This window comes from Chitinophaga deserti, from assembly GCF_003149455.1.
In the GTDB taxonomy this organism is placed as follows: Bacteria; Bacteroidota; Bacteroidia; order Chitinophagales; family Chitinophagaceae; genus Chitinophaga; species Chitinophaga deserti.
In genome coordinates, this window is sequence record NZ_QFFK01000001.1 from 808551 (window position 1) to 834222 (window position 25672).

Sequence of the window (25672 nt, forward strand, 5' to 3'; positions counted from 1 at the left end):
TCGTGCATGGGTAGATATTTAAAAATATATTTCTGGCAAGTTGTTTCACTTATTTTCAACTTAGCATCAGTTTTTGTCGTAACGCCATTCATTTCATCCAATCAGGCGTTATATGGTATTTATTCAATCGCGATAGCTGCGTTTTTATTTCTTTCATATGCCGATCTTGGTTTTCTCAGTGCAGGAATGAAATACTCTGCGGAGAGTTATGCGAAGGGCGACAGGGAATCAGAAGTAAAAACGCTCGGATTTGCTGGAATGGTGTTTATGACATTTGTGGCAGTTTACTCTGCAGTTATGTTGTACTTCTCTTTCACCCCAACCATGCTTATCCCCAATCTCAAAGCCGGTGAGGAAATAATAATTGCGCAGCGCCTTCTCCTGATTTTAGCAATTTTCGCTCCCGCACTTGTATTGCAGCGAATAGTTCAGATTATTTTTGGAATACGATTACAGGACTATAAGTTTCAGCGTATTCTCATCATTTTCAATGTGCTAAAGGTTACTTCTGCCTTTTACTTTTTTGGTAACGGTCATTACAGCATAATTGGTTACTTCCTGTTTAGCCAGTTTTGCACATTACTGGCGGCTGTAATTGGACTATATAAAGCGAAGAAAGAACTTGATTACGATATAAAAGGTCTTTTCCGTTCATTTCGGTTTTCGCGTGATCTTTATAAAAAAACGAGTAAACTGGCATTCTCCTCATTATTCCTGACATTTTGCTGGATCTTATATTATGAGCTGGATCCCTTTGTGATAGGCCGAATAATGGGAGCCGATCTAGTGGCAGTTTATGCTATTGGCCTCACAGTACTGACGTATTTCCGATCACTTTTCGGCATTCTTTTTACGCCGTTCATAGCCCGCTTCAATCATTTCATCGGATTGCAGGATAATAAAGGCCTCCAGGAAATTCTGGTAAAAATTCTGGCACTGTTTATTCCGGTTACGATGTTCCCAGTCATTGCAATTTCTATTACATCCCGGAATTTCGTTTATACCTGGGTTGGAGAAACATATTCAGCTTCCGTTGAAATCATGCAGGTACTGCTACTTTGTTATGTATTTAGTTTCATTACCTATCCGGGAGGGATCCTTTTGATGGCCAGGGAAAGAGTAAAAACGATGTATATTACCAGTGGCATTCAACCCCTGGTTTACTGGACAGGGATATTTCTAACATTTCAATTTCTGGGTCTTGCTGCATTTGCCTGGTTTAAACTACTAGCATTTGCTGTGAGTGCAACAATTTACTGCATTTCCATCCGACGCTTTCTTCAAACCAGCTGGAAGGATTTCATAATTAAGATTTTGTTACCTGCTGTACCGCCGGTGGGCCTGCTGGCTGCCATATGTCTCTTTCTGCGAAAATATTTACCTTTGAGCCACACTAAGTTAAGTTTTATTACATATATCACTATCATAGTATTCGTAATCTTGCTCGCAACAGCTTGTTACTATATTACATCTAATATTTTCCGACAATTTGTTAATCAAATGGCCGGGACATTATCTAACCGGATTAAAAACATGAAATTAGGCAAACTGGAAAAATGAGTATTGTTAAATTGTTTTATACCTGGATAGAAGATCTGCGGACGTACTTGTCGCGCAGCCGGCATCTGGCAGCAATTCGAACAGCATTTCCCGATAGCCGGTTTTATAGTGGTGTTCAGGCACCAGGATCCAGTTTTGGCAGGCATGTGGTCATTTTTAAAAATTCGGTTGTAAGTAATTGTTCTGTAGGTGCACATACATATATTCAGAAGGAGTCAGTAGTGTTGAATGCGGATATAGGTAATTTTTGTTCCATAGCAGCCGGGGTAGTAATTGGTCCTGGTATGCATCCGGTAGATGGCGTTACAACGCATCCTGCGTTTTATCTAAAAAACACACCACTCGTTCGGACTTTCGCCGGGCACGACAAAGTCGAAACCTCCCTACGGGTGCGAATCGGACACGATGTTTGGATTGGTCAACATGCAATGATAATGGATGGTGTTACGATCGGAACAGGCGCAGTAATTGCTGCAGGCGCAATTGTAACGAAAGACGTGGCACCTTACACCATTGTAGGCGGCCTGCCCGCGCGCAAATTGAAAGACAGGTTTGAGGAACACATAGCCGAGGCACTTCTGAATTCCCGCTGGTGGGAAATGGATGATAATTGGCTCGCCGCACATGCAGACGATTTTGTCAATCCTTCACAGCTGCTGGCGAAAATTAATAATGCCGGACCAAGTCCGTCGGCCGTAAAACATACGCATTGATATGATGAGATTATATAAATTGTTTTACTATGTTTTAAACGCCAGGCGATTCCGTTATCTGGATATTAAAGCCCTCGTGAGAAGAAGCGTCCGTGTTACTGGGAAACAATTTATCTCAATCGGTGGGGGGACTATTATACAGCGCCAGGGCTGGATAGGTGCATGGCATGTGTTGGAATCTCATCCCGTGCTGGATATATCGACGAATTGTGCAATCGGGGATTTTTGCCATATTTCGGCAATTAAATCTGTTGTTATTGAAGATTCAGTACTGATTGCCAACAATGTATATATTTCAGACAATTTGCACGAATATCGCGACATAACCACTCCCATAATACGGCAACCCATCATACTTAAGGGGCCTGTAAGAATAGGACAAGGATCATGGATAGGAGAAAATGTATGTATTGTGGGGGCTAATGTCGGCAAAAATTGTGTCATAGGTGCTAATTCGGTGGTTACCACTGACATTCCGGATTATAGTGTAGCAGTGGGTAGTCCAGCACGTGTAATCAATTATTTTGATCAGGAAACCCAAAAATGGGTGAAACCTATGCAACCCATTAATTAATTAATTATCTATCAAATACTTCGAATAAAATATGAAGCTAAGAGTTCTTATCACCGGCGGTGCAGGTTTTATTGGGACAAATGTTTCCAGAAAACTTATCGCAGCAGGTCACGAAATTACCATTCTGGACAATTTCCATCCTCAGATACATGGAGAAAATACATCGCTTCCTGAAGATCTCAGCTCCGCGGTAAGACTCGTGAAAGGTAGTGTGGAAGACCGCGAGCTCCTTTATAAGTGCCTCAGAAATCAGGACGCAGTAGTTCACCTGGCGGCAGAAACAGGTACCGGCCAATCGATGTACCACATTGCACGATATACTTCCGCTAATATCATGGGAACAGCCCATCTTTGTGATTTCATCGTAAATGAAGAGCATCAGTTAAAATCTGTAGTCGTAGCATCTTCCAGGTCGATATATGGCGAAGGGAAATATATCTGTCCAAATCATGGAGTTGTATACCCTCATGCGCGAACCAATGCGAGTGCTGCCCGTCAATTTGATGTTTATTGCCCCGAATCAGATGAATGCAAGCTTCAGCTCGCCCCAACTGATGAAAACTCGAAAATTCTTCCTTCTTCATTTTATGGCATAACAAAGCAGGTTCAGGAACAAATGGTAATTATGGCAACCAGATTGAAAAATATCAGTAGTTATGCCTTGCGTTACCAGAATGTATTCGGGCCTGGCCAATCCCTGAAAAATCCATATACCGGCATTCTTTCAATATTTACACGCCTGGCGCTTCAACATCAGTCTATCAATATATTTGAAGACGGACTGGAAAGCAGGGACTTTGTTTTCATTGATGATGTCGCTAATGCCACAGTTGCTGCCGTAACAAAGGGTGCAAACGGACAGCACATCGTAAATGTTGGCAGTGGCGTACCTACTTCCGTTATGGAAGTGGCCCAGGAAATCAAATCGTTTCTTTCCAGTAATTCCGAAATCTTCATTTCCGGCGATTTCCGGGAAGGTGACATCAGGCATAACTATGCTGATCTCGGCAAACTTAAGGAAGTACTCGGTTACACTCCTTCCTGGTCCTTCAAAGAAGGATTGCACGAATTTCTTAAGTGGGCCCTGGCACAGAATGATATTCCTGCAACAATGGCCGATTATCAGCAATCCTTACTCGAACTTAAGGAACGTGGCTTGTTAAACAAAAATTAACCCTTCAGAAGAAAAATGAACAATCCTTTAGTCAGTATCGTATTTACAAGCTATAATCACCAGGAATACCTTCTCCAGGCTGTAGAAAGCATCCTTCAGCAATCTTATAAAGATTTCGAATTGATTATCGTCGATGATTGCTCGACTGACAACAGCCAGGATATACTTCGCCAATACGAACAACATCCTCAGGTCCAGCTTCATCTCCTGGAAAAAAACACAGGGAGTTATGTCAGAGCCAGCAATTACGGGGCCCGGTTTGCCAAAGGCCAATACCTCCTTTTTGCCCAATGTGATGACTATAGTGACCCTACCCAGGTTTCAGAACTGGTGCGTGTGTTGGAAGAAAACCCCGGCGTAGGTGTTGCGTTTTCCAGAAGCCAGCTGGTAGACGGAGAGGGAAACATCCTTACTGACGATTTTCAGGGCAGGGAACATGCCTTCAGAGAAAAATGCGTCACAGATACATTGATCCTAAAAAAGGAAATGCGCCGGTTTCTTTATTACGCCTGTGTAATCCCTAATCTAAGCGCAGCTATGATCCGCCGAGAACTTTATACCCCGCCATGTACCCTTTCAGAAAAATATATCATGGCCGCGGATTGGGCGATGTGGCTAAACCTATCTCAGAAAACCGATTTCTATTATATTGCCAAACCTCTGAACTATTTCAGACAGCATGGTACAACTATTCGCAGCCAGACCAAACTGAAAGTACAGGTAGAGGAGATTTTCGCACTGTTTTACGATTTTGCGAAAGAAAACAACTTGTCTTTCCTGGAAAAATTCAAACTGCGAACTTTCGTTGGAAGTATCTGGTTCTGGTATTACCTCGATAGCCCCAAAGCCTGGAAAGAAAGCTTCTTCCCTCTGGTTAAATCGACTTTCAGGTTCGAAAAACTTAATGTTCCATTCCTTTGCGGCGGCGGAATGCTCTACGTAAGGGAATACTTTCGTAGAAAACTACAGGCTAACTGACTAAGGATAAATCCAACGTGCACACAAAACCAAATAGCAACACTATCGCATCGGTAAAGTTTACCGTTATTATACCGACCTATAACCGGGCCGATAAACTTAAGAATTGCCTCAAGTCTCTGGAAAACCAAACCTTTAAGGACTTTGAAGTAGTTGTGGCAGACGACGGGTCAACCGATCATACCAAAGCTATTACTGAATCTTTCATGAATAGCAGGCTGAATCTCCGATACATATATAACAACAATTGGGGAGGTCCGGCATTCCCCAGGAACAAGGGCATAGAAGCCGCAACAGGTGAATGGCTTTGCTTTCTTGATGCCGATGACTGGTGGTATCCCGCCAAGCTGGCCGTAGTTGCTGCGCATTGTAATGACACAACAGATTTTGTTTACCATGATTTCGACATATATGTAAATGGCAAAAAAAATGGTAAGCAACATACGGGGCGCACATTGAAAACTCCTGTGTTTGAAGATTTATTTATCAACGATAACTGTATAGTAAATTCAGGTGCCTGTGTCAGAACCTCGCTGATCCGGCAATGTGGTGGGTTTAGCGAAGACAGAGAAATGATTGCCGTCGAAGATTATGATTTGTGGTTACGCTGTGCTAAACAGACTAATCGTTTCAAATACGTGTCACAAATATTAGGCGGCTATGATGAATCAGGTGTGGATAATATTACCGCGCAGGATAACCGGCAGATAAAAAGAATTGATAGAATATTTGCCGCCCATGTAACCTCTCTTAAATCAGCAGATCTTATACAGCAAGCAACTTACAACTGGAGCTACAAAAAAGCATTGATCTACCTTAAGATGCAGGACTTAAAAACGGCACGGGCATTGTTAAAACAAAGCGCATGCTCTCGAAATGGCCGGATCAGGTTGAAATCCGCCATGCAATATCTGAGAACATTCATATAGTATAATGAAAAAAGCCTATATATCAATATTGATCTTTTTCCTGGTTGCGCATTTCGTGATTCCAGGCTTGTACTATCTCTACGATGGCTTCTTTTCAATTTACGAAGCCGGGTTCAATGATTACGAGGCAATTAAAAAAACTTACCTCCTCAACGGAATATCACTTCTGGCAACTTCACTTATCGTCTGGATGTTGCCTTCAAAAGTGAAACAAATCAAGCCCAATATCAAAAACCTAACACCTTTTTTTTACTTTTCAATCGGGCTCGGAATAGTTTCCTATGTAACCAGAGGCGGCTATGAAGGCGCAATTTCCGGAAGTACGGCAGGCTCTCTCCTTAATTACATAATGATTTTTATTAACCCGATTGTAATCTTAAAAGTATTGCTGTTCTTTCAGGAAAAAAAGTATAATGTTGGCTTGTTATTTCTGGTGACAATCGCTTATATCACATTTACCGGAAGCCGCAGTGCCATCATAAGCCTGTTTCTTGTAATCCTCATTTTCCCCGCATTCTCTAACTACGAGCATTACAAAAAACAGATTTGGCGCTATATGGCAATTTTTATGGTGGCAGCTCCATTCTTATTTGTATTGGCCAGCCAGGTCAGAGGAATGGAAATTAGTCTCCTTGGCGACGATCTGATCATTAAAGCCATTTTCGGGCGTCTATCAATGGTTGAGTTATCCGCAATTCCTATACATTATAAAGATTCAGGCGATTTTAACATGGATATGTTCTTCGACAAATATGGCATCTGGCACCAGATTAAGCTAATGATCGACAGCATATTCCCAGGGAATATATTTACACCTGATGTAATGCCGAATCAATATTACAGGGCAATTTTCCTGGGATATAGTGAAGAATTTGTACAGGAAATATATATGTCTATCAACACTACCCTTCCTGTATACTTTTATATGTATACAGGTATGACCGGTGCCATTATTCTAACAGTGGGCGTGTTAACTGCTTATTTCCTGGTCTGGAGAAAATATGCGAACAATATTCTGATTTCTGTCTCTCTGATAACACAACTTTATACACTCCTCTATTGTTTCGATTTCGTTATGTGGTTTTCTCAGGTTTTAACAACCATTCTGAGTCTGCTATCCATTTATCTGTATACTTTTTCCCGTAAAAAACTGGCAAATTATCTTAAAAAAAATGAAAGTGCGGTCGTTTAGTATCATCATACCCACCTACGGCAGAAGCCAGGAATTGTTTGCATTTATCGAAAGCGCGACCAGGCAGAAGTACAACCTCTCTCTACTGGAGTTGATCATTGTAGACCAAAACGATAAGATTGACCTGACTCCGGGAATCCAGGAATTTGAAGGAAAAATATCTATCAAGCACATAAAAACAACCCGTAAAGGTATTGCTCATGCAAAAAACCTGGGCCTTGATCAGGCAACTCATGAAATTGTAAGTTTCGCCGACGACGATTGTACTTATTATGAAGATACTATAGCTAAAGCAAATGATTGCCTGAACAGATATCCTGATTCCCAAATTCTATACGGCAAGTTGTATGATCGTAAAAATAACAAGAACGTACTCAGGGAATGGAAAAGCAAGATGGTCAGAATCAATATCTGGAACTACCATTTAAATTACAGCGCAATCACCTGCTTCACTCCTATTCGTGATATCCGCTTTGATGAGAGGTTTGGCGTGGGAACTGAATACGGAATGGGAGAAGAATTAGATTGGTTGTTGCAGTCAATTGAAAAAAAGTATGTAATCCATTTTACACCTGAAATTGAAATCTGGCATCCTGAACTTCACGTAGGCGTCATGCCATTATCCAAAGTAAAAAGCTATGCCAGAGGGTATGGCGCAATATGTAAAAAGCACATCAGCCTTGCAATGATCTGGAATCTTTCCGCTTCCAGTGCATATCAACTTGCCTGTTCTTTTATGCTTACGGCCATGCTGCGGAAAGAAGCTGCTCATAAACGTTATTGGGCATTTAGGAGCAGGCTGGAAGGATTCTTTAAATTCAAAACCAGCTAATATGAAGCGCATACACGGGTTAATATTTACTTTGCTGTTCACCCTGACGGCGACTATATCAGTGGCGCAATACAAACAGCGCACATTTATCATTGGTTCGTTTGCTGATCCAAACCTTTCCAAACCGGAAAACTGGGAAAAAGATATGGCCACTTTCGGCCGTGCGAAAGCAGCCTATTTCAACCTGCTTACAGGCCCTCAATTCTATACCGGTGCAAGAGACTTCAGTATGCTTGACAGGCTAATAAAAATCGCAGATGCCGTGGATATGCAACTGCTCGCGATCGACAGCCGGCTTGGAATTACCAGGGATACTTTCGCTCAGCGCCATGCTGATATGATTATCAGTCACTTTAAATCCAAAAAAAGTAAATCACTAATTGGTTATAACTTCGGTGGAGAATTTCCACATGAAGAAACTCCACGCGTCACTAAATGGGTAGGATATTTCAAATCCAAGGACCCTGGCAAACTTGCATATACTTATTTACTTCCAAGGTATGGGTTTCAAAGTAACAAGGCCTATGAAACTTACCTGGATGGTTATCTTAAAAACTCCAACACCAGGCATATTCCTGATGTAGTTGCTTATGATCACTATCCTTTCAATGGCCCGAATAATAAAATGCGCGGAGATTACTTTTATAATCTCGACATCATCGCAAGGAAAGCTGGTAGCCGGCCTTTCTGGATTTATATTCTCACAACCAAACATCTTGTATATCCTGAACCTGACCGCTACCAGTTATATTACACAACCTCCAGTCCTTTGGCTTACGGGGCAAAAGGCCTGCTATATTTTACTTATGAAACACTTCCATATAAAGAGTACAGTACAGGATTGATTGATAAATCCGGGAAACCTACCTTTAAATTCGATATCGTAAAAAATATTAATCACTACATCCATGATATTGTAGGGCCTGTAATTATGTCAAGCAAACGCCTGGCCACCTATCATACTTCAACATCATCAGAATACGAACAGTTTCCTTCCCAGGCATTGCCGCGCAACAACAAATTCCTCCTGTCTGCTAATAATGACGACCTTCTCATCGGCGTTTTTCAACATGCAACTAAGAAAACGAATTATTATTTATATGTTGTTAATAAGTCTCCCCGCCCTGCAACTCAGGTGCAACTTAGAATCGGGAAAAAACTAGGTAGCAAGTATCGGATTTCACCTCATATAACGGGATATTCCGGAGAAATAAAATCAACAATACTAGCCTCGAATCCAGCTGGACAAACTATTAACGTAGTACAATTCGACCTTGAACCTGGGGAAGGAAGGCTAATTTCGATTACCAACTAAATGCTTGTTTCCTATTTTTTTTAACTTGCATCCGTTTTTGTACCCAAAATTTGTGCAGGAATTACACAAAATGCAAAATATACTGATTATCGGCGGCTCCGGCTTCATTGGCACTAACCTGGTAGATTTTTACCTTCACCAGGAAGGATACAATATTCTGAACCTGGATTCAGCACCTCCACGGAATCCCGCACATGCTGCAATCTGGCAAAAAGCTGACTTGATGGACAAGGCAGGGATTAAAGCAGCCATAACCGGCTTTGACCCGGATTTTGTATTTCATATGGCCGCCCGCACTGATCTGGACGAACGCAAATCTATCTCAGGATATGCTGCAAATATAGACGGGGTTAGTCACCTGATTTCAGCTTTGCGGCAATGCACCCGACTGAAACGGGTAATTTTTACTTCAAGCATGCTGGTCTGCTCTGTTGGATATATACCAAAGAATGATCAGGATTATTGCCCCCCTAATCTTTACGGGGAAAGCAAAGTTCAAACTGAAAAAATCATCAGGGCGGCCGGAGAGCTCCCTTTTACGTGGTGCATTATCCGTCCAACTTCGATATGGGGCCCATGGTTTGGTACACCATACAGAGACTTCTTCGATATCGTAATGCAGAAAAAATATGTGAAGATTGGCGGAAAGGTTGCTGTTAAAACTTTTGGCTTTGTAGGAAATGCTGTATATCAGATCAGAAGTCTTCTGCATGCAGATTCTGAGCTTGTACACACCAAAACTTTCTACATCGGAGATCATCCGCCACTCAATATCAACGAATGGGCTGATGAAATCGCACATCAACTGCATATTCCTTTGAAACAATTCCCACTTGCTATTTTTAAAACCGCCGCAATTGCGGGGGATTTACTTACAAAATTGGGAATTCCATTTCCCATTACCAGTTTCAGATTGAAGAATATGCAAACCGACAATATAATTCCCCAGCTGAAAGATACTTATCAAATTGCGCCTGCGCCACCCTATTCAATGCAGGAAGGCATAAGCATTACATTAAGCTGGTTAAAAAAGCATCAATAATTTGACTCAAACGCTATAATATATTAACAATGAATCCATTACTGAACATAAACTCATTCATTGCCGAAAAAGTAACGAACAGGAAGGACAGCTTGTTACGACCTGACCTAACTCTGTATCATGATCAACTCACAGCTGCTGTTCAAGGCAAATCGGTGTTGGTGATTGGGGGAGCAGGCACCATAGGCTCATCTTATATCAAAGCCATCCTCCGTTATAAACCAGGTAAGCTTGTAGTTGTAGATATAAACGAAAATGGATTAACCGAACTGGTACGTGATTGCCGCAGTCATAGTGAACTGGAATTGCCTGAAGATTTTAAATCTTATCCTATTAATATGGATGACAAGGTTTTCCGGAAAATTTTCATTCATGAAGGCCCCTTCCATATCGTTGCAAACTTCGCCGCGCATAAACATGTCAGAAGTGAAAAAGATATCTATTCTATAGAAGCAATGCTTGATAACAACGTATTCAAGGCGAAAAAGCTTCTGGATCTTCTGCTGGAGTTTCCTCCCGAACATTTCTTTTGCGTTTCAACAGATAAAGCTGCCAATCCTGTTAACATGATGGGCGCATCAAAAAAGTTGATGGAAGAGGTTATTTTGGCGTACTCTGATAGATTCAAGATAACCACCGCACGTTTTGCTAACGTAGCCTTCTCCAATGGCAGCTTGCTTGCTGGTTTCATTGAAAGGATTATGAAAAAGCAGCCATTGGTTTCTCCTTCAGATGTAGACCGGTATTTCGTTTCTCCTGCTGAATCCGGAGAAATTTGCTTACTGGCATGCCTGATGGCTGAAAGTGGAGATGTGGTTTTTCCCAAACTCAGCCATGAAAAGGATTTAACCAGTCTGGCCCGTATCTCGCAGGACTTTATCCGCTTTATAGGATATGACGTTCAGATATGTCATAACGAATCAGATGCAAAACAAGCCGCAGCAAATCTGAATGAAGATACTGTTGCCTATCCGCTCTATCTTTTTAATAGTGGTACCAGCGGAGAAAAGTTATATGAAGAATTTTATACTGAACAGGAAATACTCGATAACAAAAAGTTCAGATCGCTAGGAGTAATTAAAAATGCAGCACGCAGGGATATCGGTGAATTGAATACCATCATAGAAGACCTGAAACTGTTGTTCGACAAAAATATCAGCAAAAAAGATATCGTAAAAAGGATGAACGAACTCCTTCCTACATTCAACCATATTGAGAAAGGCAAGAACCTGGATCAGCATATGTAACAGCCCATGAAGATATCAGTCATTACTGCATGCTACAATTCTGCGTCCACGATTGAAGAGGCGATGGGTAGCATGAGACGCCAGCTAAAAAGCTCCGACCTCGAGATTGAATATATAATCGTAGACGGTCAATCCAAAGACAATACCCTGGAAGTGGTGGAAAGATACAGGGATATTGTAACTCATATTGTTTGCGAAAAAGATACTGGCATATACGATGCACTTAATAAAGGAATCAGAGCCGCCACCGGAGATGTTATAGGTTTCCTTCATTCAGACGATTCATTTGCCTGCGAAGATGCATTACAAATTATCGCTTCAACTTTTCGGGAATCAGGTTGCGACGCGGTGTATGGCAATGGCGTGTATGTGAGTAAGGAAACGGGAAAAGTTATCCGGAAGTGGGAAAGCGGAGAATTCAGGCAGCAACGCCTCAATAAAGGCTGGATGCCCATGCACCCTACATTCTATGTTAAACGTGATGTCTATCTTAGGTATGGACTCTTCAACGATACTTACCGCATTGCAGCTGACTATGATATCGTATTGCGGTTTCTCAAACAACACGCGATCCGGGCAAAATACATTAATAAGGATATTATTTCGATGAAAGTTGGAGGGGCAAGCAGCTCTGTTAAAAACTACATCAAAAAATGGAAAGAGGATTTTACCATTATGAAATCTCATGGTCTGAATCCTTATTTCGCTTTGATTTACAAGAATTTATCAAAAATCGGTCAATTCTTCCACAGCCAGTGATCAAGGGATGACAATCAAATTCAAAAGCGTAATGCATTTCGTATTTATGCTATATCATATATTTTCTGCCCGCAAAGGGCATGATTTTTGACCATTCGAGAACCAAACTACTGGAAATGAACCACTTCCTCCGGGTTTTATCAATTATCCTGCTCGGTTTACCCTCCTTAGCGCAGGAAAAGTCGCCCGTTATTACCCCATATCATGCGCAAAACATACGTGAATTGTACATGGATTCAGTTAACCACCACACCGCACTGAAAACCATACTTCATGAAGACACTACAGCGCTGTACTGGCAACAGGACTCTGTACGCCGTACCTGGTTTCACCGTAAGCTTTTCAGGGAACACCTGTTTGAGTTCCGTGAGCCGGAATACAACATTTTTATAGATTTTCTGCCCGATTTTCAGGTAGGGAAAAGCAATCAGGACAAAACACTTTGGTTGAATACCCGTGGCGCACGTGTACAGGCTAATATCGGGAAGAAGTTTTACTTCGAGACCTCCTTTTTTGAAAACCAGGGCGTATTCCCTGTTTATCTCGATTCATTCATCAGTCGCAAACGGGTAATACCAGGACAGGGAATGATCAAATACAACGATAAAATAGGGAAAGCCTACGATTTTTCTTACGTAAACGCTTTAATTTCCTATACACCTTCAAAATTTGTGAATTTCACGTTGGGGTATGGCACGAACTCATATGGGGACGGATACAGATCATTGATCCTTTCAGATATTGGGTTTAGCTACCCATATCTTCGTATAACCGGTAATCTTGGACAATTCCAATATACTTCAATGTGGGCTCAGTTCATGGATACGGAAGGCAAATCATATGACCAGGCATACGAAGGTCGCGGGTTTCCCAAAAAATGGGGTGTATTCCATTTTCTTGATTGGAATGCCACAAAGAAATTGACAATTGGAATTTTTGACGCTGTAATCTGGGGAGATGTGGATACCGCAGGCAATAAACGGAGTTTTGATTTCAGTTATGTTAATCCTATTATATTCCTGAGACCAGCAGAATATTCGGTGGGATCTTCTGACAACTCTATGCTTGGACTGAATGCAAAATACAAGTTATTCCCAAAAACTACGATATACGGCCAGTTTGTATTGGATGAATTCAGATTAAAAGAGTTCTTCTCCGGTAAAGGATGGTGGGCTAATAAATGGGCTACACAACTAGGCTTCCGGTCATTTGACCTGTTTAAAATTCCTAAACTTGATTTACAGGCCGAGGTAAATGTAGTAAGACCTTTCACATATTCATTCCGCAATACACTTGCTAATTATGCCCATTACGGGCAATCGCTTGCTCACCCGCTTGGTGCCAATTTTAAAGAAGCCCTTGGTATTGCATCTTATAGCTATAAACGGTGGTTTTTCAGAGGGCAGGTCAATTATACATCGTATGGACTTGATACAAATGCAGAAAGCAATGTGGGCCAGGACATTTTTAAATCCTATGATAAACGTAACACTGAATACGGTAATAAACTGGGACAAGGCCTCAAAACCCAGCTTATATATGGTCAAGGTACAATTGCCTATGTATTCAATCCTAGATACAATCTGCGCGTAGAAGCATCTGCAGCTGTACGTCGTCAGAAGAATGACCTCGACAGCAGAAGTGAAATGATGTTCAATATAGGATTCAGAAGTACTTTCCGGCAGTTTTATTACGATTTTTAAAGATTTCATAATTTATATATACGAAAGCCCCTCCATCCAGAGGGGCTTTCGTATTGTTTCAAAAATCACACGAAAATGTTGCAACATCTTAATGCCAATATTTCTTAACTTAGGAACAATACTTTAATCTAATTGTCATGACTAGCCTGTTCCTGAATTTTCTATCCGGAGGGATCGTTTTCCTGGGCCTGTTTTCTCTGGCCTGGGTAATGAAAAAGGTTGAAAAAGCCAGATAGTCCCTACCTATCCATTCCATTTTTCTTAGCAAAAACAATTGAGCCTCCCGCACCGGGAGGCTTTTTTATACCCAACCTCCTCAACAAAAAAATCCCGCCCATGCAGGCAGGATTTCTTATTCTCCTTCAACCAGGGGAGACAAACAAAAGATACCACAAAAAAATGGAAAAAGGCCGTTTCTGGGGCAAGCGATGGATGAGGAATATGCTTCCCGTATCTCCCAGGTTATATCATTTTCACAAATGCATATACGAAACAGCGTTGCGGAGGTTGATTCTTAAAGTGTTACTGGATGGCTGTAATAAGGTTCTCGCCGTAAAAAATCCCATCTATTATTCCCTTTATGAATATACGAAAAAAATATTGAAAAAACCAATTTTATGAAAAGGGATTAACTTCGCGCCATGCATTACGTAACAGTAGAAGGGCTCACCAAATCATATGGCGAAAAACCCCTTTTCGAAAATATCTCTTTTCATATTGAAGAGGGCGATAAAATAGCTCTCGTGGCCCTTAACGGCACTGGTAAATCTACCCTTCTTAAAATCCTCACCGGCACCGAACACCCGGATTCCGGCAAGGTATGGATTCATAAAGACGTAACGGTTGTAATGCTCGAGCAGACTTCAAAGCACGAGCCGGGCGAAACCGTCCTCGAAAACATCTTCGACCACGATCACCCCATCCTTAACGCCATCAAGGAATACGAAGCCCTGACCGACGAAGACGGCCCCGAACCGGACGCCTACGCTCTCTCCGCCGCCATCGAAAAAATGGATGAGCTCAATGCCTGGCACTTCGACGCCAAAGTCAAACAAATACTAGGTAAACTTAATATCCACCACCTCGATCAGCGGGTAGACAAACTCTCCGGCGGCCAGCAGAAACGTGTAGCCCTCGCCAAAGTACTGATCGATATCGGATTCGAGCATAAACACACCCTCCTTATCCTCGATGAGCCTACCAACCACCTCGATGTATCCATGATCGAATGGCTGGAACATTACCTCGACCAGGAAAATGTGACCCTCCTCCTCGTTACCCACGACCGCTATTTCCTCGACTCCGTCTGCAACGAGATCATGGAGATCGACAACAGCGAGCTTTACATCTATAAAGGCAACTACGAAAACTACCTTGAGAAGAAAGCCGCCCGCGAAGAATCTGACAGGTCCAGCACCGAAAAAGCCCGTAACCTGTACCGTAAGGAGCTGGAATGGATGCGCAAACAACCCAAGGCCCGCACTACCAAATCCAAATCCAGGCAGGATGCTTTCTATGATGTAAAAGAAAAAGCCGCCAAACGCCTCGAACAGGCCCAGCTCGAACTCAACGTTAAAATGACCCGGCTTGGTGGTAAAATACTGGAACTCAAGAAAGTATACAAAGCTTACGGAAGCCTCCAAATCCTCCGCGGATTCGATTACACCTTCAAAAAAGGCGAACGGATTGGCGTGGTCGGCAAAAACGGAGTAGGTAAATCCACCTTCCTGCATATGCTCCTTGGCTCCGAACAGCCAGATTCCGGCAAGATCAACGTAGGCGATACGGTTGTTTTTGGGAACTACTCCCAACAGGGCCTTGTCGTGAAGGAAGATATGCGCGTTATCGAGTTCGTGAAAAATATCGCAGAGAACTTTCCGCTGGCAGATGGCACTAAAGTGTCAGCTGCACAATTCCTACAGCTGTTTCTCTTCCCGCCCGAAAAACAGTATACCTATATTTCCAAGTTGAGCGGTGGAGAGAAAAGAAGGCTTCACCTGCTTTCTATCCTCTTCCGCAATCCCAACTTCCTCGTACTCGATGAGCCTACCAACGATCTTGATCTGCCCACACTGAGCATCCTGGAAGACTTCCTTTTGAACTACCAGGGCTGCATCATCATCGTGAGTCACGACCGTTACTTCATGGATAAACTGGTGGATCACCTGTTTGTTTTCGAAGGCGACGGTGTTGTAAGGGATTTCCCCGGTAACTATACCCAGTACCGCGAATGGGAAAAAGACCAGGAAAAGGCCAAAACGGAAGCGCCCCGCACAGTTGAAGCACCAGTGGAAGCCCCCGCTCCGGTACAGCAGGTAGAGCAAAAGGGTAAGAAAATGTCGTTCAAGGAAAAGAGGGAACTGGAATTACTGGAAAAGGAAATCGCAGCGCTTGAACAGGAGAAAAAAACGCTTGACGATCAGATGGCAGCCGGATCTCTGCCTTATGAGCAGCTTCAAAACGCCGCCCGCCGTGTAGGAGAAGTGATTCAACTACTCGATGAGAAAGGGATGCGTTGGCTGGAGCTTAGCGAAATGGCTGGTTAACGGTAACGTAAACGGACTAGCATTTATCGGGTTTTTCCATTAGATTTATCGGATAAACCCGTGCCAATGAACCAAAATCAACGCTTTCTATCCCTCGATGTGTTTCGTGGGCTAACCGTTGCCTGCATGATCCTGGTAAACACTCCGGGCAGCTGGAAGTACGTATATGCGCCACTTAATCACGCCAAATGGGACGGTTGTACGCCTACCGATCTGGTATTTCCGTTTTTCCTGTTCGCCGTAGGCAATGCCATGAGCTTTGCCATGAAGAAATTCAACACCCTGAGCAACGCGCAGGTGCTGGGGAAGATCTTCAAACGGACTATCCTTATTTTCTTTATCGGCCTCTTCCTGAATCTCTATCCGTTTGGACGGTACGATGCAGAAGGGCACTTCAATTTCATCGATCTCAGTAACCTCCGCATTTTGGGTGTGCTGCAACGCATCGCGCTTTGTTATTGCATTGCAGCCCTGCTGATCCATTATCTGAAGCCCAAAGGGGCATTTATAGCATCCTGCCTTATACTGCTGGGCTATTGGGCCGTTATGTGGTTTTTCGGAGGTAGTGATCCTTATAGTATGACGGGGCATGCAGGACAAGCCATCGATCTCGCCATACTCGGTGAATCGCACATGTACCATGGAGAAGGGGTGGCCTTTGAGCCGGAAGGGCTTCTCAGCACCTTACCTGCAGTTGGCAATGTGGTGTTTGGCTTTATGGTGGGCGATTATGTGCAAAAGAACCGCCATGCACGCGGAATGCTGCTTAAACTGGTGCTGGCAGGCTCGTTCCTCATTGCACTGGCTTTATTATGGAGCACCGTTTTCCCTATCAACAAAAAGATCTGGACCAGCTCCTATGTGCTCTACACCGTAGGCCTGGCAACACTGGTTCTTTCAGTTCTGATCTACCTGATCGAAATGAAAGGCTGGCAGGGGAAAGGAACCTATTTCTTTGAAGTTTTTGGCAAGAACCCCCTCTTCATTTACGTGCTGTCTGGCCTGCTGGTGGACACCTATTCCTACTTCCGGCTTGGTGAAAACCATGAAGGCCTTTACAGCTGGATGTACAACAGCATTTTCCAGCCGGCATTCGGAGATTATCCCGGCTCTCTGGCCTTCGCACTCTTCCATGTGCTCCTATTATGGTTAATAGGATGGTGGATGGATAGAAAAAAGATTTATATACGCGTTTAAATATCATTTCAGCCGCCCCAAATAACCGGGCGGCTGAATTTTTCCCGGCCTGATCTGGATTTAATGCTATTTTTGCCGGCATTAAACCCGCCCAAAAAGATGAAAAAAGCACTTATCACAGGGATTACAGGCCAGGACGGCGCCTATCTGACAGAATTACTGCTTCAGAAAGGTTATGAAGTGCATGGCATTAAAAGACGTACTTCCCTGTTTAATACAGACAGGATTGATCACCTTTATCAGGATCCCCATGAATCGAATGTGCAGCTGAAACTGCATTATGGCGACCTGACCGACAGCACCAATATCATTCGCATTATTCAGGAAGTTCAACCAGACGAAATATACAACCTCGGAGCAATGAGCCATGTGCAGGTAAGTTTCTCCACCCCTGAATATGTAGCTGATGTAGACGGTGTGGGTACCCTCCGCATCCTTGAAGCCGTTCGCCTGCTGGGCCTCACTGAAAAAACCCGTATCTACCAGGCTTCCACGTCGGAGCTGTACGGGCTGGTACAGGAAATCCCCCAGTCGGAGAAAACTCCTTTCTACCCCCGCTCTCCCTACGCAGTGGCTAAAATGTACGCATACTGGATCACTGTCAATTACCGTGAAGCATATAATATGTATGCCTGCAACGGCATTCTCTTCAACCACGAATCTCCCCTGCGCGGCGAAACCTTCGTAACCCGCAAAATCACCCGCGGCGTAGCAAAAATAGGCCTCGGTATGCAGGACAAACTCTTTATGGGTAACCTCGACGCCAAACGCGACTGGGGTCATGCTAAAGACTATGTAAAGGCAATGTGGCTCATCCTCCAGCAGGAAAAGCCCGAAGACTTTGTTATTGCCACCGGCGAAACCAATACCGTACGTGATTTCATCCGCCTCAGCTTTGCCGAGATCGGTATTGAACTGGAATTTAAAGGAGAAGGCGCAGCAGAAAAAGGCTATGTGAAGAGTGCATCAAATCCTGAATATCCCCTCCAGCCCGGCACAGAAGTAGTGGCGGTTGATCCCCGCTATTTCCGCCCTACGGAAGTAGATCTCCTGATTGGCGACCCTACCAAGTCTAAAACCCAGCTGGGATGGGTTCCTGAACACGACCTTTACAGCCTCGTGAAAGATATGATGGCTGCTGATCTCGAGCTCTTCCGCCGTGAAAAGCTCCTGAAAGACGCCGGGTATAAAGTTCTGAACCAATTCGAATAACCGCATGCAACCGAACGACAAAATATACATCGCCGGGCACCGCGGCATGGTAGGTTCCGCCATTGTACGGCGCCTGCAGAAAGCCGGGTTCACCAACTTCGTAACGCGCACCTCCGATACCCTCGACCTCCGTGACCAGGCTGCCGTAGCGGCTTTCTTCCAGGAAGAAAAACCAGACTACGTATTCCTCGCCGCGGCCAAAGTAGGCGGCATCGTTGCCAATAATACCTATCGTGCGGAGTTCCTGTACGATAACCTGATGATCCAGAACAACGTGATCCATCATGCCCATCTCAATGGGGTGAAAAAGCTCATGTTCCTTGGCTCATCCTGCATCTATCCCAAACTGGCCCCCCAGCCATTGAAGGAAGAATACCTGCTTACCGGCCTCCTTGAGCCTACCAATGAGCCTTATGCCATTGCCAAGATCGCCGGTATCAAACTTTGCGATGCATACCGCAGTCAGTATGGTTCACAGTTCATCTCCGTGATGCCTACCAACCTGTATGGCCCGAACGATAACTACGACCTGCAAAACTCTCACGTACTTCCCGCCCTGCTCCGCAAATTCCATGATGCGAAGGCGAACGGACAGGAAGAAGTGGTGATCTGGGGAACCGGCTCTCCCCTCCGTGAGTTTCTGCATGCCGATGATATGGCGGATGCCTGCTTCTTCCTCATGCAGGGTTATAACGAGCCAGGCCCCATCAATATCGGTGTAGGGGAGGATCTCAGTATAGCTGACCTCGCACGCCTCGTGCAAAAGATCGTGGGATATGAAGGAAAGCTGGTATTCGATACCACCAAGCCCGACGGTACACCCCGTAAACTGATGGATGTATCACGCCTGCACAGCCTGGGCTGGAAAGCATCCATTTCCCTGGAGCAGGGTATCCGCCAGGTATATGAAGATAAATTCCTGCAGAAAGCCTGAGAATAGCTTTTTGCCTGAAAATAGTACGGGGGAGACAGATGACTGTCTCCCCCGTTTTTTATACCTGTTATCAGGGTTTAATCTTCTCCCGGACCACCATCCGCCATACGGACGATTTTGGGATAAAACGCCCCTACAACGTCTACCAGCGGTTGCTGTGCCGCCATTACCACCCGGATATCCTTATAGGCGCCCGGTGCTTCATCCAGTCCGCCTCCCACAAGCGTTACGCCATGCTCTTTCAGCAGGCGGCTCATTTCATGACGGGTGAATGTTTGTGTGGCTTTGGAGCGGCTCATCTGGCGGCCGGCACCATGGGAGGCTGAATCCAGCGCCCCTTCAAATCCACGGCCCCTGACGATAAAGCCGGGTGCTGTCATAGACCCGGGGATCACACCAAGTGCTCCTTTTCCGGCAGGTGTTGCGCCTTTCCGGTGAACATAGAGCATCTCGCCACCATGGTTCTCTTTCCAGGCGAAATTGTGGTGGTTTTCTACCCTGGCCAGCAGGGTTCCGCCTACTGATTTGATCAGGCGGCGATGGATGTGGTGATGGTTAGCAGAGGCATAATCCCCTGCCAGGTTCATCGCCGTCCAGTATTCCAGGCCGTTGTCCGTATCCATATTCAGCCAGGCCAGGTGCTGCACTTCCCGCGGAAGCTGGCATACGTCCCTTGCCACTTTTGTGTAGTGAGCTGCAATCTGTGCTCCCAGGCCGCGGGAGCCGGAGTGCGACAACAGCCCCAGGTAAGTACCTGTTGCCAGGCCCCATTCGTTATGAGGGTCCGTCAGTTCCACGAGGCCCCATTCCACGAAGTGGTTACCGGAACCGGAGGTGCTCAGCTGTGCAGCGGCTTTTCCGTGCAGGTGCTTCAGCAGCCCGATCTCCTGAAAGGCCGGGTTCTCCAGTACAGGGTCATCTTCCTGTTTCTTCCAGGCCATACCGGCACCGAAAGCTGTTTGGGCAATCAGTTCGCGCTTAAACTGGGATGCGTTCTTTTCCAGGTTGGCCGCAGGGATATCCAGGATGCTCAGGCACATCCGGCAACCGATATCTACGCCTACTGCGTAAGGGATAACGGCATTACGGACGGCCAGTACACCACCAATCGGGAGGCCGTAACCCTGATGGGCATCCGGCATCAGCGCACCGGCAGCGGTAACGGGGAGGCGCATGGCACCTTCCATTTGGCGAAGGGCGCCATCTTCAATAAATTCCTTCCCGAAAATCTTGTAAGGCAGCGCTTCGGGCAGGAGGGCAATTTCCTCGGGCTCTTCTACGATCAGCTTTTCTGCGATCTTCCCAAGATGTTCATCGGCAGCAAAAGCTGCGGGGTTTTCCAGCACCTGGGTTAACAGGGCCAGCGCGGCGTCTTCGGAATGATGCTTATAATGCTTTTCCATGACACCGATCGCGACGCTGATCACCGGAGACTCAGGGTAACCAATGGCCCGGAGATCTTTGCCGCGAAGTTTGAGTTTTGACATATAGATGAATTGTGTGTCCGCCTTTTGCGGACAATTTAATAATACTGCAGCACCTTTCATGCCACAGCGGGGTTTTATGGGTTGTTTTCAGTTTCCACCATTTGTAACCATTGGCGGGTGTTATAATGGGTTCGATATGCACGGGGAGGCTGGCACCAGCTGTATGCTATGTAGGGCCGGCCCTTCATGTTCTCAATTTTCCCGGAAATACCAGGATCGTCCATTATCCGATTAATTTCCTTGAGTCGCTTTTCCACTTCAATGTTCTCCACTTTTTGTTGGGTGATCATATTGCGGCGAATCTGCAGGCGAAACCTCCATGGCTCTTTGAACTTCCATACCTCACCATGTTGGCGGTGGCGGGGATTGGAAGCAATCCCCAGGTAAAATTGCGCGGCTTCGTTCTCAGAGAGCTTTAACCGCAGGAATTGAGCGTTATCAAATTCTTTGAGGAATTGCGGGATGGGGATTTTCTTTTTCCCTTTCTTCCTCAGTTTCTTCGTAAACGCACGGTCGTGATGCAAGAGTACGGTATTGATCTTGTCCAGAATAGCCTGGTAAAACGCTGCGCGGGCAGTTCGGGCTACATCCTCACGAAGTACGAAGCTCCGCCTGAAGCCACGCTGAATAGGAGGGTCCAGAGGTACATACTCCACTTTATGGCATTGTATGTACCACAGTTCCCTTCTTTCTTTTTCCAGTTTAATCAGTTGCTTTTCCTTGTGCGCCCGAACGGCTCGTTTTCGTGAGCGCGGGCACCGTATGCGGAAGGAGTGCAAGGAGCAGCTTTCCTCCGCCATCGTCGAATTGTCCATCATACCTGATGTTGTAGTTTACAGATAGGACCGTGTACCGGTCCGGTTTCAGGGGTTTGTATGTGGACTTATGATTCTTTCTCATTGTTGGCATTTTTAGTGTTAAAAAAAGCTCCCGCCAAAGACGGGAGCCGGGGTTGACTCTTTTCTTTGTGTATCTAAAAAAGTTCAGATCAATATGGCGCTTTCCTCGTATTGCTCCCGCAGTTCCTGCAGTTGTGCGATGTGGCGCTCTATGTGCTTGGTGAGGAAAAAGATGTATTGATAAATATCCAGTTTCCCCAGATCATTCACAGTCATCATCGTTTTCACCAGTCTGCCTTCGCCGTTTTTGAGCAGGCTCAGATTATACATGCACTGGGCAAACTGTTGCTTCAGGAGAGTGCGGATCTCTTCGAGGTCTTGTGTGCCGGTAGGCTCCAGGTGTGCCGGGTTTACCCATCCGAAGGATTTACTGCTGACGATTTCGATCTGCCGGAACTTAGCTTCATAATCGGCTCCGGGCATTATATACAATCCGTCCATCTTACGGTCCAGCGCACGGCGGGTACTCTTATTGATGGTCAGGAGTAAAAAGTAATTAGTCAGGCTGATGTGTTCAAGTACTTCACGTGCATTCCACTGGCCGCGCTCAGGTTTAAAGTGCAGCAGCACCTGGTCTTGCTGAAACCATTGGTCCAGTTCCCGGAAGTTGTTGATCAGGGCCTCTCTTACAAATTGTACTACATTTCTCATTGGGTCTCGTTTTGGGGCAAATCACTTTTACAAAAAAGCACTTACCATGTTATATATATGTTCATTTCCGTTTCCGGGGGGCTTAAATAATAAGCCCGGTCGGCTTTGAGCGGCGGACCGGGCTATATAAATGTTCGTAATTGTTACGTTTACATCAATACATACCTATTCCACCAGGGCTATGCCATGAAAAGCACTCCCCTGACGCTTTTGCCATGCGTCTCACTTGCGCGGTAGTTTTGTTCAGTTGTATGTCCATCAGCACGATAATAAAAAAGGTCCCGCATTTTCTGCGGGACCTTTTGTTATATCTATCGGATAACTTTCTTGTTATTACCAGCTATAACTTGCCCGCATATCGCATCCCGCCTGCTTGTGCATGCGCTTTGCGACCTTCATCTTATATGTACAATTGCGTGACATTGTTATTTAGCTGTTTGTTTACGTCAACAAAGGTAGTTTTTATTTTTTTGCTTACACAATATTTTTTATTAAAAAATTGTTTCCTCCGGAAAATTTTTCTTATCCCACTTTCCTGATCAGCACTTTCTGTTCCCGGAAAGCCTCTGCCGCATCGAGCATTTCAAGCAGCAGCGGCCATTTGGCAGCAGGCGTTACCGCCAGCTTATAGGTTTTGGTAATATGCAGCCGCAGCTTATTCGCACCCAGCCCCGGTTTCACGATAAAGCTCCCGCATTCATTATCCACATTCCGCGCCAGCTTATCTACCCCTTCCGCCACATACCCTTCCGGGATATCCAGTTCCATCTCATATTCAATCGTTCTCGCAAAAGGCATCTGCACATCCACATTACGGGTACGCTGGGATGGCTTGATGGAAATCTGCCCGCCAATGAGCTTCCCTGCATCCAGGATGTAATTAGGGCCCGCCTTCTTCACAAATCCATCCATCGTAAACCGGGTCTTATACACCACATCAGGCTTATCGCTGCGCAGGCCCATTTCTACCAGACTGAAAGAATCCAGCGACTGCGGTGTTTTCTCAAATTGCTCCGCCACTTCCAGCAGGAACTGCTCTTTCTGGTCGCGCCGGGCTTTACTGAACGCATTCTTATATTCCTCTACCAGCGCCCTGCTGCCCTTTGTAGCAGCAAACTCATCGAGGAACGAGGTTTCTATTCCCAGGTACTCCCGTTCTTTATCATAATAATCCTCAAAAAGGAAGAGCTGCTGCTGGGTACGTTGTTTGAAATGACCGGTAATCGTAGTTTCCCGGTTAATCTCCAGCTGCTGTATGTTATCTGCTTTCAGGGAAATCTGCAGGCGGTTCAGCTGTTTGTTCTGCTCCGCTTTGCTGAACGGGATCTCCCAGCTGCCTGTTATTTCACCATTGTTGACGAGGGTAGCTTTCTGCCCTTCGAAATCATCAGGTATGTAGGTGGTAACGGGGAACATACCAACGGCGGACATATACAGCGGCTTATCTCCCCTTGTTTTCACCATCATTTCATAATCCCTTTCGGTAAAAACATCTGTGTCCGAAGGACCGAAGCGCGAGGTGAGCAGTGCTATGTCTGCAGGGATACCATTTTTCTCCAGCTCGTATTTAACGGATAACAGGAAGGCATACCTCCCCGGGTCGGAGTAATTCCGCCGGCGGTCTACCACAATAGGATCGCCGGGCCAAACACGGTATAACAACACATAGCGGTGGATGTAGTAAATAAATTCTGCCAGCTCCTGCTTAGTGGCGTTAGGATGATCCTTTTTGAACTTTGCCACGAAGTTCTTGGCAGCGTCCTGAGAAGGCATGGCATATTCGGGATAGTATCCGCCGGAGCTGATGGCTTCATCCCGGATTCTTATTGCGTTGGGGTTGCCGTAAATCATTCCTTCCTTTCTGCGGCCTGCTTTCTCGTTCCGGGCGCCGGGGCGGAGGTGGGCACGCACCATGGGCAACTGGCGGAAAGGGTTCATCCAGAGGTTACGGGGCACAGGCGGAATATTCCGCACCAGCATATCCAGATGAATCATATGGGTATCAAACCGCTCTTTAAAGTTGGGCGCACCGTTCATAGAACGGTATTCGAGGGCGAATACTTCGTTCCATGCCGCAATATGGATGGAATATTCCAGTACCGGCACTTCTTCCCCCAACACAAAAAGCTCCTTGGAAAAGGCGTTACTGGTTTTCATAAACTCTTCTTCCCGGATGAAATAATCCACCAGGTCGCCTACCTGCAGATCCGGGATGGCCAGTTTCCGGGTTTTATGCTCTTTACGGACAAGATCGGTTACCACCGCTTCATTCCCATAGATCTCCCGCATGCTGCCGTCTTTCTTATAGATGCGCACCCCGATATAGGTGATCTTTGTAAGCTTGTCGAAAGGCTCCAGCGGGTAATAGAAATCGCTGTTCAGGTATTGTTTGAACTCGAATTCGGAATATTGTTCCAGGGCCGCCTTGTCATTGATGGCAACAAGGTTACGTTCGGTGCGGTGCAGTTTCACGTTCTTCTGCGGGGTAATCAGCTCCACATGACGGGCCAGCACTACAGCAGATTCTTTCGCATACTCAGCGGGCACCATACGGTTACGGAAGCCGGCCTGTTTTATAGACCATACCTCTTCTTTCACCTCTTCCTGCCGGCTTATATATTTCTTTTCTGCCTTCAGATCCCAGGCCTCAGGCTTCCGCTCCTGGGCCATCATGCCGGAGATGAGCAGCAGCAGGCAGATGAAAATGGCAATGAATGTCCTCATGGGT

At 45.2% G+C, this 25672-nt stretch carries 22 protein-coding genes; 17 read left to right on the forward strand and 5 right to left on the reverse strand.

The window, feature by feature from the left end; translation table 11 throughout:
- The first annotated feature begins 6 nt into the window (after positions 1-6).
- The 17 genes from DEV76_RS03195 to fcl all read left to right on the forward strand — a co-directional run bounded on the left by DEV76_RS03195 (position 7) and on the right by fcl (position 19907).
- A complete protein-coding gene (locus DEV76_RS03195) occupies positions 7-1560 on the forward strand; it encodes an MATE family efflux transporter (RefSeq protein ID WP_109694993.1) in 1554 nt (517 codons plus the stop codon).
- The gene (locus tag DEV76_RS26335) at positions 1557-2273 is read left to right on the forward strand and encodes a CatB-related O-acetyltransferase (RefSeq protein ID WP_109694995.1); all 717 of its coding nucleotides are present in this window, start codon (positions 1557-1559) and stop codon (positions 2271-2273) included. The genes DEV76_RS03195 and DEV76_RS26335 overlap by 4 nt, the downstream gene beginning before the upstream one ends.
- 1 nt (position 2274) lies before the next feature.
- A complete protein-coding gene (locus DEV76_RS03205; protein WP_109694997.1) occupies positions 2275-2847 on the forward strand; it encodes an acyltransferase in 573 nt (190 codons plus the stop codon).
- Positions 2848-2878: 31 nt separating this feature from the next.
- Complete coding sequence (locus tag DEV76_RS03210) at positions 2879-4021, forward strand: NAD-dependent epimerase/dehydratase family protein (protein WP_109694999.1); 1143 nt, start codon at positions 2879-2881, stop codon at positions 4019-4021.
- 15 nt (positions 4022-4036) lie between these two features.
- Entirely contained in the window at positions 4037-4999 is a 963-nt protein-coding gene (locus DEV76_RS03215; RefSeq protein WP_109695001.1) for a glycosyltransferase, read from the forward strand.
- Positions 5000-5016: 17 nt separating this feature from the next.
- Positions 5017-5928: a glycosyltransferase family 2 protein gene (locus DEV76_RS03220; RefSeq protein ID WP_157962693.1), complete on the forward strand. Its 912-nt coding sequence runs from the start codon at positions 5017-5019 to the stop codon at positions 5926-5928.
- Positions 5929-5932: 4 nt separating this feature from the next.
- Entirely contained in the window at positions 5933-7120 is a 1188-nt protein-coding gene (locus DEV76_RS03225) for an oligosaccharide repeat unit polymerase (protein WP_109695005.1), read from the forward strand.
- Entirely contained in the window at positions 7101-7952 is an 852-nt protein-coding gene (locus tag DEV76_RS03230) for a glycosyltransferase family 2 protein (RefSeq protein ID WP_109695007.1), read from the forward strand. Before DEV76_RS03225 ends, DEV76_RS03230 begins: the two co-directional genes overlap by 20 nt.
- A 1-nt stretch (position 7953) precedes the next feature.
- Complete coding sequence (locus DEV76_RS03235; protein ID WP_109695009.1) at positions 7954-9267, forward strand: hypothetical protein; 1314 nt, start codon at positions 7954-7956, stop codon at positions 9265-9267.
- A 70-nt stretch (positions 9268-9337) separates the two neighbouring features.
- Positions 9338-10309: an NAD-dependent epimerase/dehydratase family protein gene (locus DEV76_RS03240; RefSeq protein ID WP_109695011.1), complete on the forward strand. Its 972-nt coding sequence runs from the start codon at positions 9338-9340 to the stop codon at positions 10307-10309.
- Between the two features lie 29 nt (positions 10310-10338).
- Positions 10339-11556: a polysaccharide biosynthesis protein gene (locus tag DEV76_RS03245; RefSeq protein WP_109695013.1), complete on the forward strand. Its 1218-nt coding sequence runs from the start codon at positions 10339-10341 to the stop codon at positions 11554-11556.
- A 6-nt stretch (positions 11557-11562) separates the two neighbouring features.
- Positions 11563-12315, forward strand: a complete 753-nt coding sequence (locus DEV76_RS03250) for a glycosyltransferase family 2 protein (protein ID WP_109695015.1) — start codon at positions 11563-11565, stop codon at positions 12313-12315.
- 116 nt (positions 12316-12431) lie between these two features.
- On the forward strand, positions 12432-14018 hold the full coding sequence (locus DEV76_RS03255; RefSeq protein ID WP_109695017.1) for a hypothetical protein: 1587 nt from the start codon (positions 12432-12434) through the stop codon (positions 14016-14018).
- A 641-nt stretch (positions 14019-14659) separates the two neighbouring features.
- Entirely contained in the window at positions 14660-16564 is a 1905-nt protein-coding gene (locus DEV76_RS03265; RefSeq protein WP_109695021.1) for an ABC-F family ATP-binding cassette domain-containing protein, read from the forward strand.
- 66 nt (positions 16565-16630) lie between these two features.
- Positions 16631-17761, forward strand: a complete 1131-nt coding sequence (locus DEV76_RS03270) for an acyltransferase family protein (protein ID WP_109695024.1) — start codon at positions 16631-16633, stop codon at positions 17759-17761.
- A 99-nt stretch (positions 17762-17860) separates the two neighbouring features.
- Positions 17861-18973: a GDP-mannose 4,6-dehydratase gene (gmd, locus tag DEV76_RS03275; RefSeq protein ID WP_109695026.1), complete on the forward strand. Its 1113-nt coding sequence runs from the start codon at positions 17861-17863 to the stop codon at positions 18971-18973.
- 4 nt (positions 18974-18977) lie between these two features.
- Complete coding sequence (gene fcl / locus DEV76_RS03280; protein WP_109695028.1) at positions 18978-19907, forward strand: GDP-L-fucose synthase; 930 nt, start codon at positions 18978-18980, stop codon at positions 19905-19907.
- 77 nt (positions 19908-19984) lie between these two features.
- Here fcl and DEV76_RS03285 read toward each other — a convergent pair whose 3' ends face one another.
- The 5 genes from DEV76_RS03285 to DEV76_RS03305 form a co-directional block, all read right to left on the reverse strand.
- A complete protein-coding gene (locus DEV76_RS03285) occupies positions 19985-21394 on the reverse strand; it encodes an RtcB family protein (RefSeq protein ID WP_109695030.1) in 1410 nt (469 codons plus the stop codon).
- Between the two features lie 74 nt (positions 21395-21468).
- Positions 21469-22050, reverse strand: coding sequence for a hypothetical protein (locus DEV76_RS03290; protein ID WP_109695033.1), 582 nt, complete (start codon positions 22048-22050; stop codon positions 21469-21471).
- Positions 22051-22096: 46 nt separating this feature from the next.
- Complete coding sequence (locus tag DEV76_RS03295; RefSeq protein WP_109695035.1) at positions 22097-22294, reverse strand: hypothetical protein; 198 nt, start codon at positions 22292-22294, stop codon at positions 22097-22099.
- Positions 22295-22377: 83 nt separating this feature from the next.
- Entirely contained in the window at positions 22378-22944 is a 567-nt protein-coding gene (locus tag DEV76_RS03300; RefSeq protein WP_109695037.1) for a DinB family protein, read from the reverse strand.
- Between the two features lie 522 nt (positions 22945-23466).
- Positions 23467-25668: a DUF3857 domain-containing protein gene (locus DEV76_RS03305; RefSeq protein ID WP_109695039.1), complete on the reverse strand. Its 2202-nt coding sequence runs from the start codon at positions 25666-25668 to the stop codon at positions 23467-23469.
- Between the last annotated feature and the right edge of the window lie 4 nt (positions 25669-25672).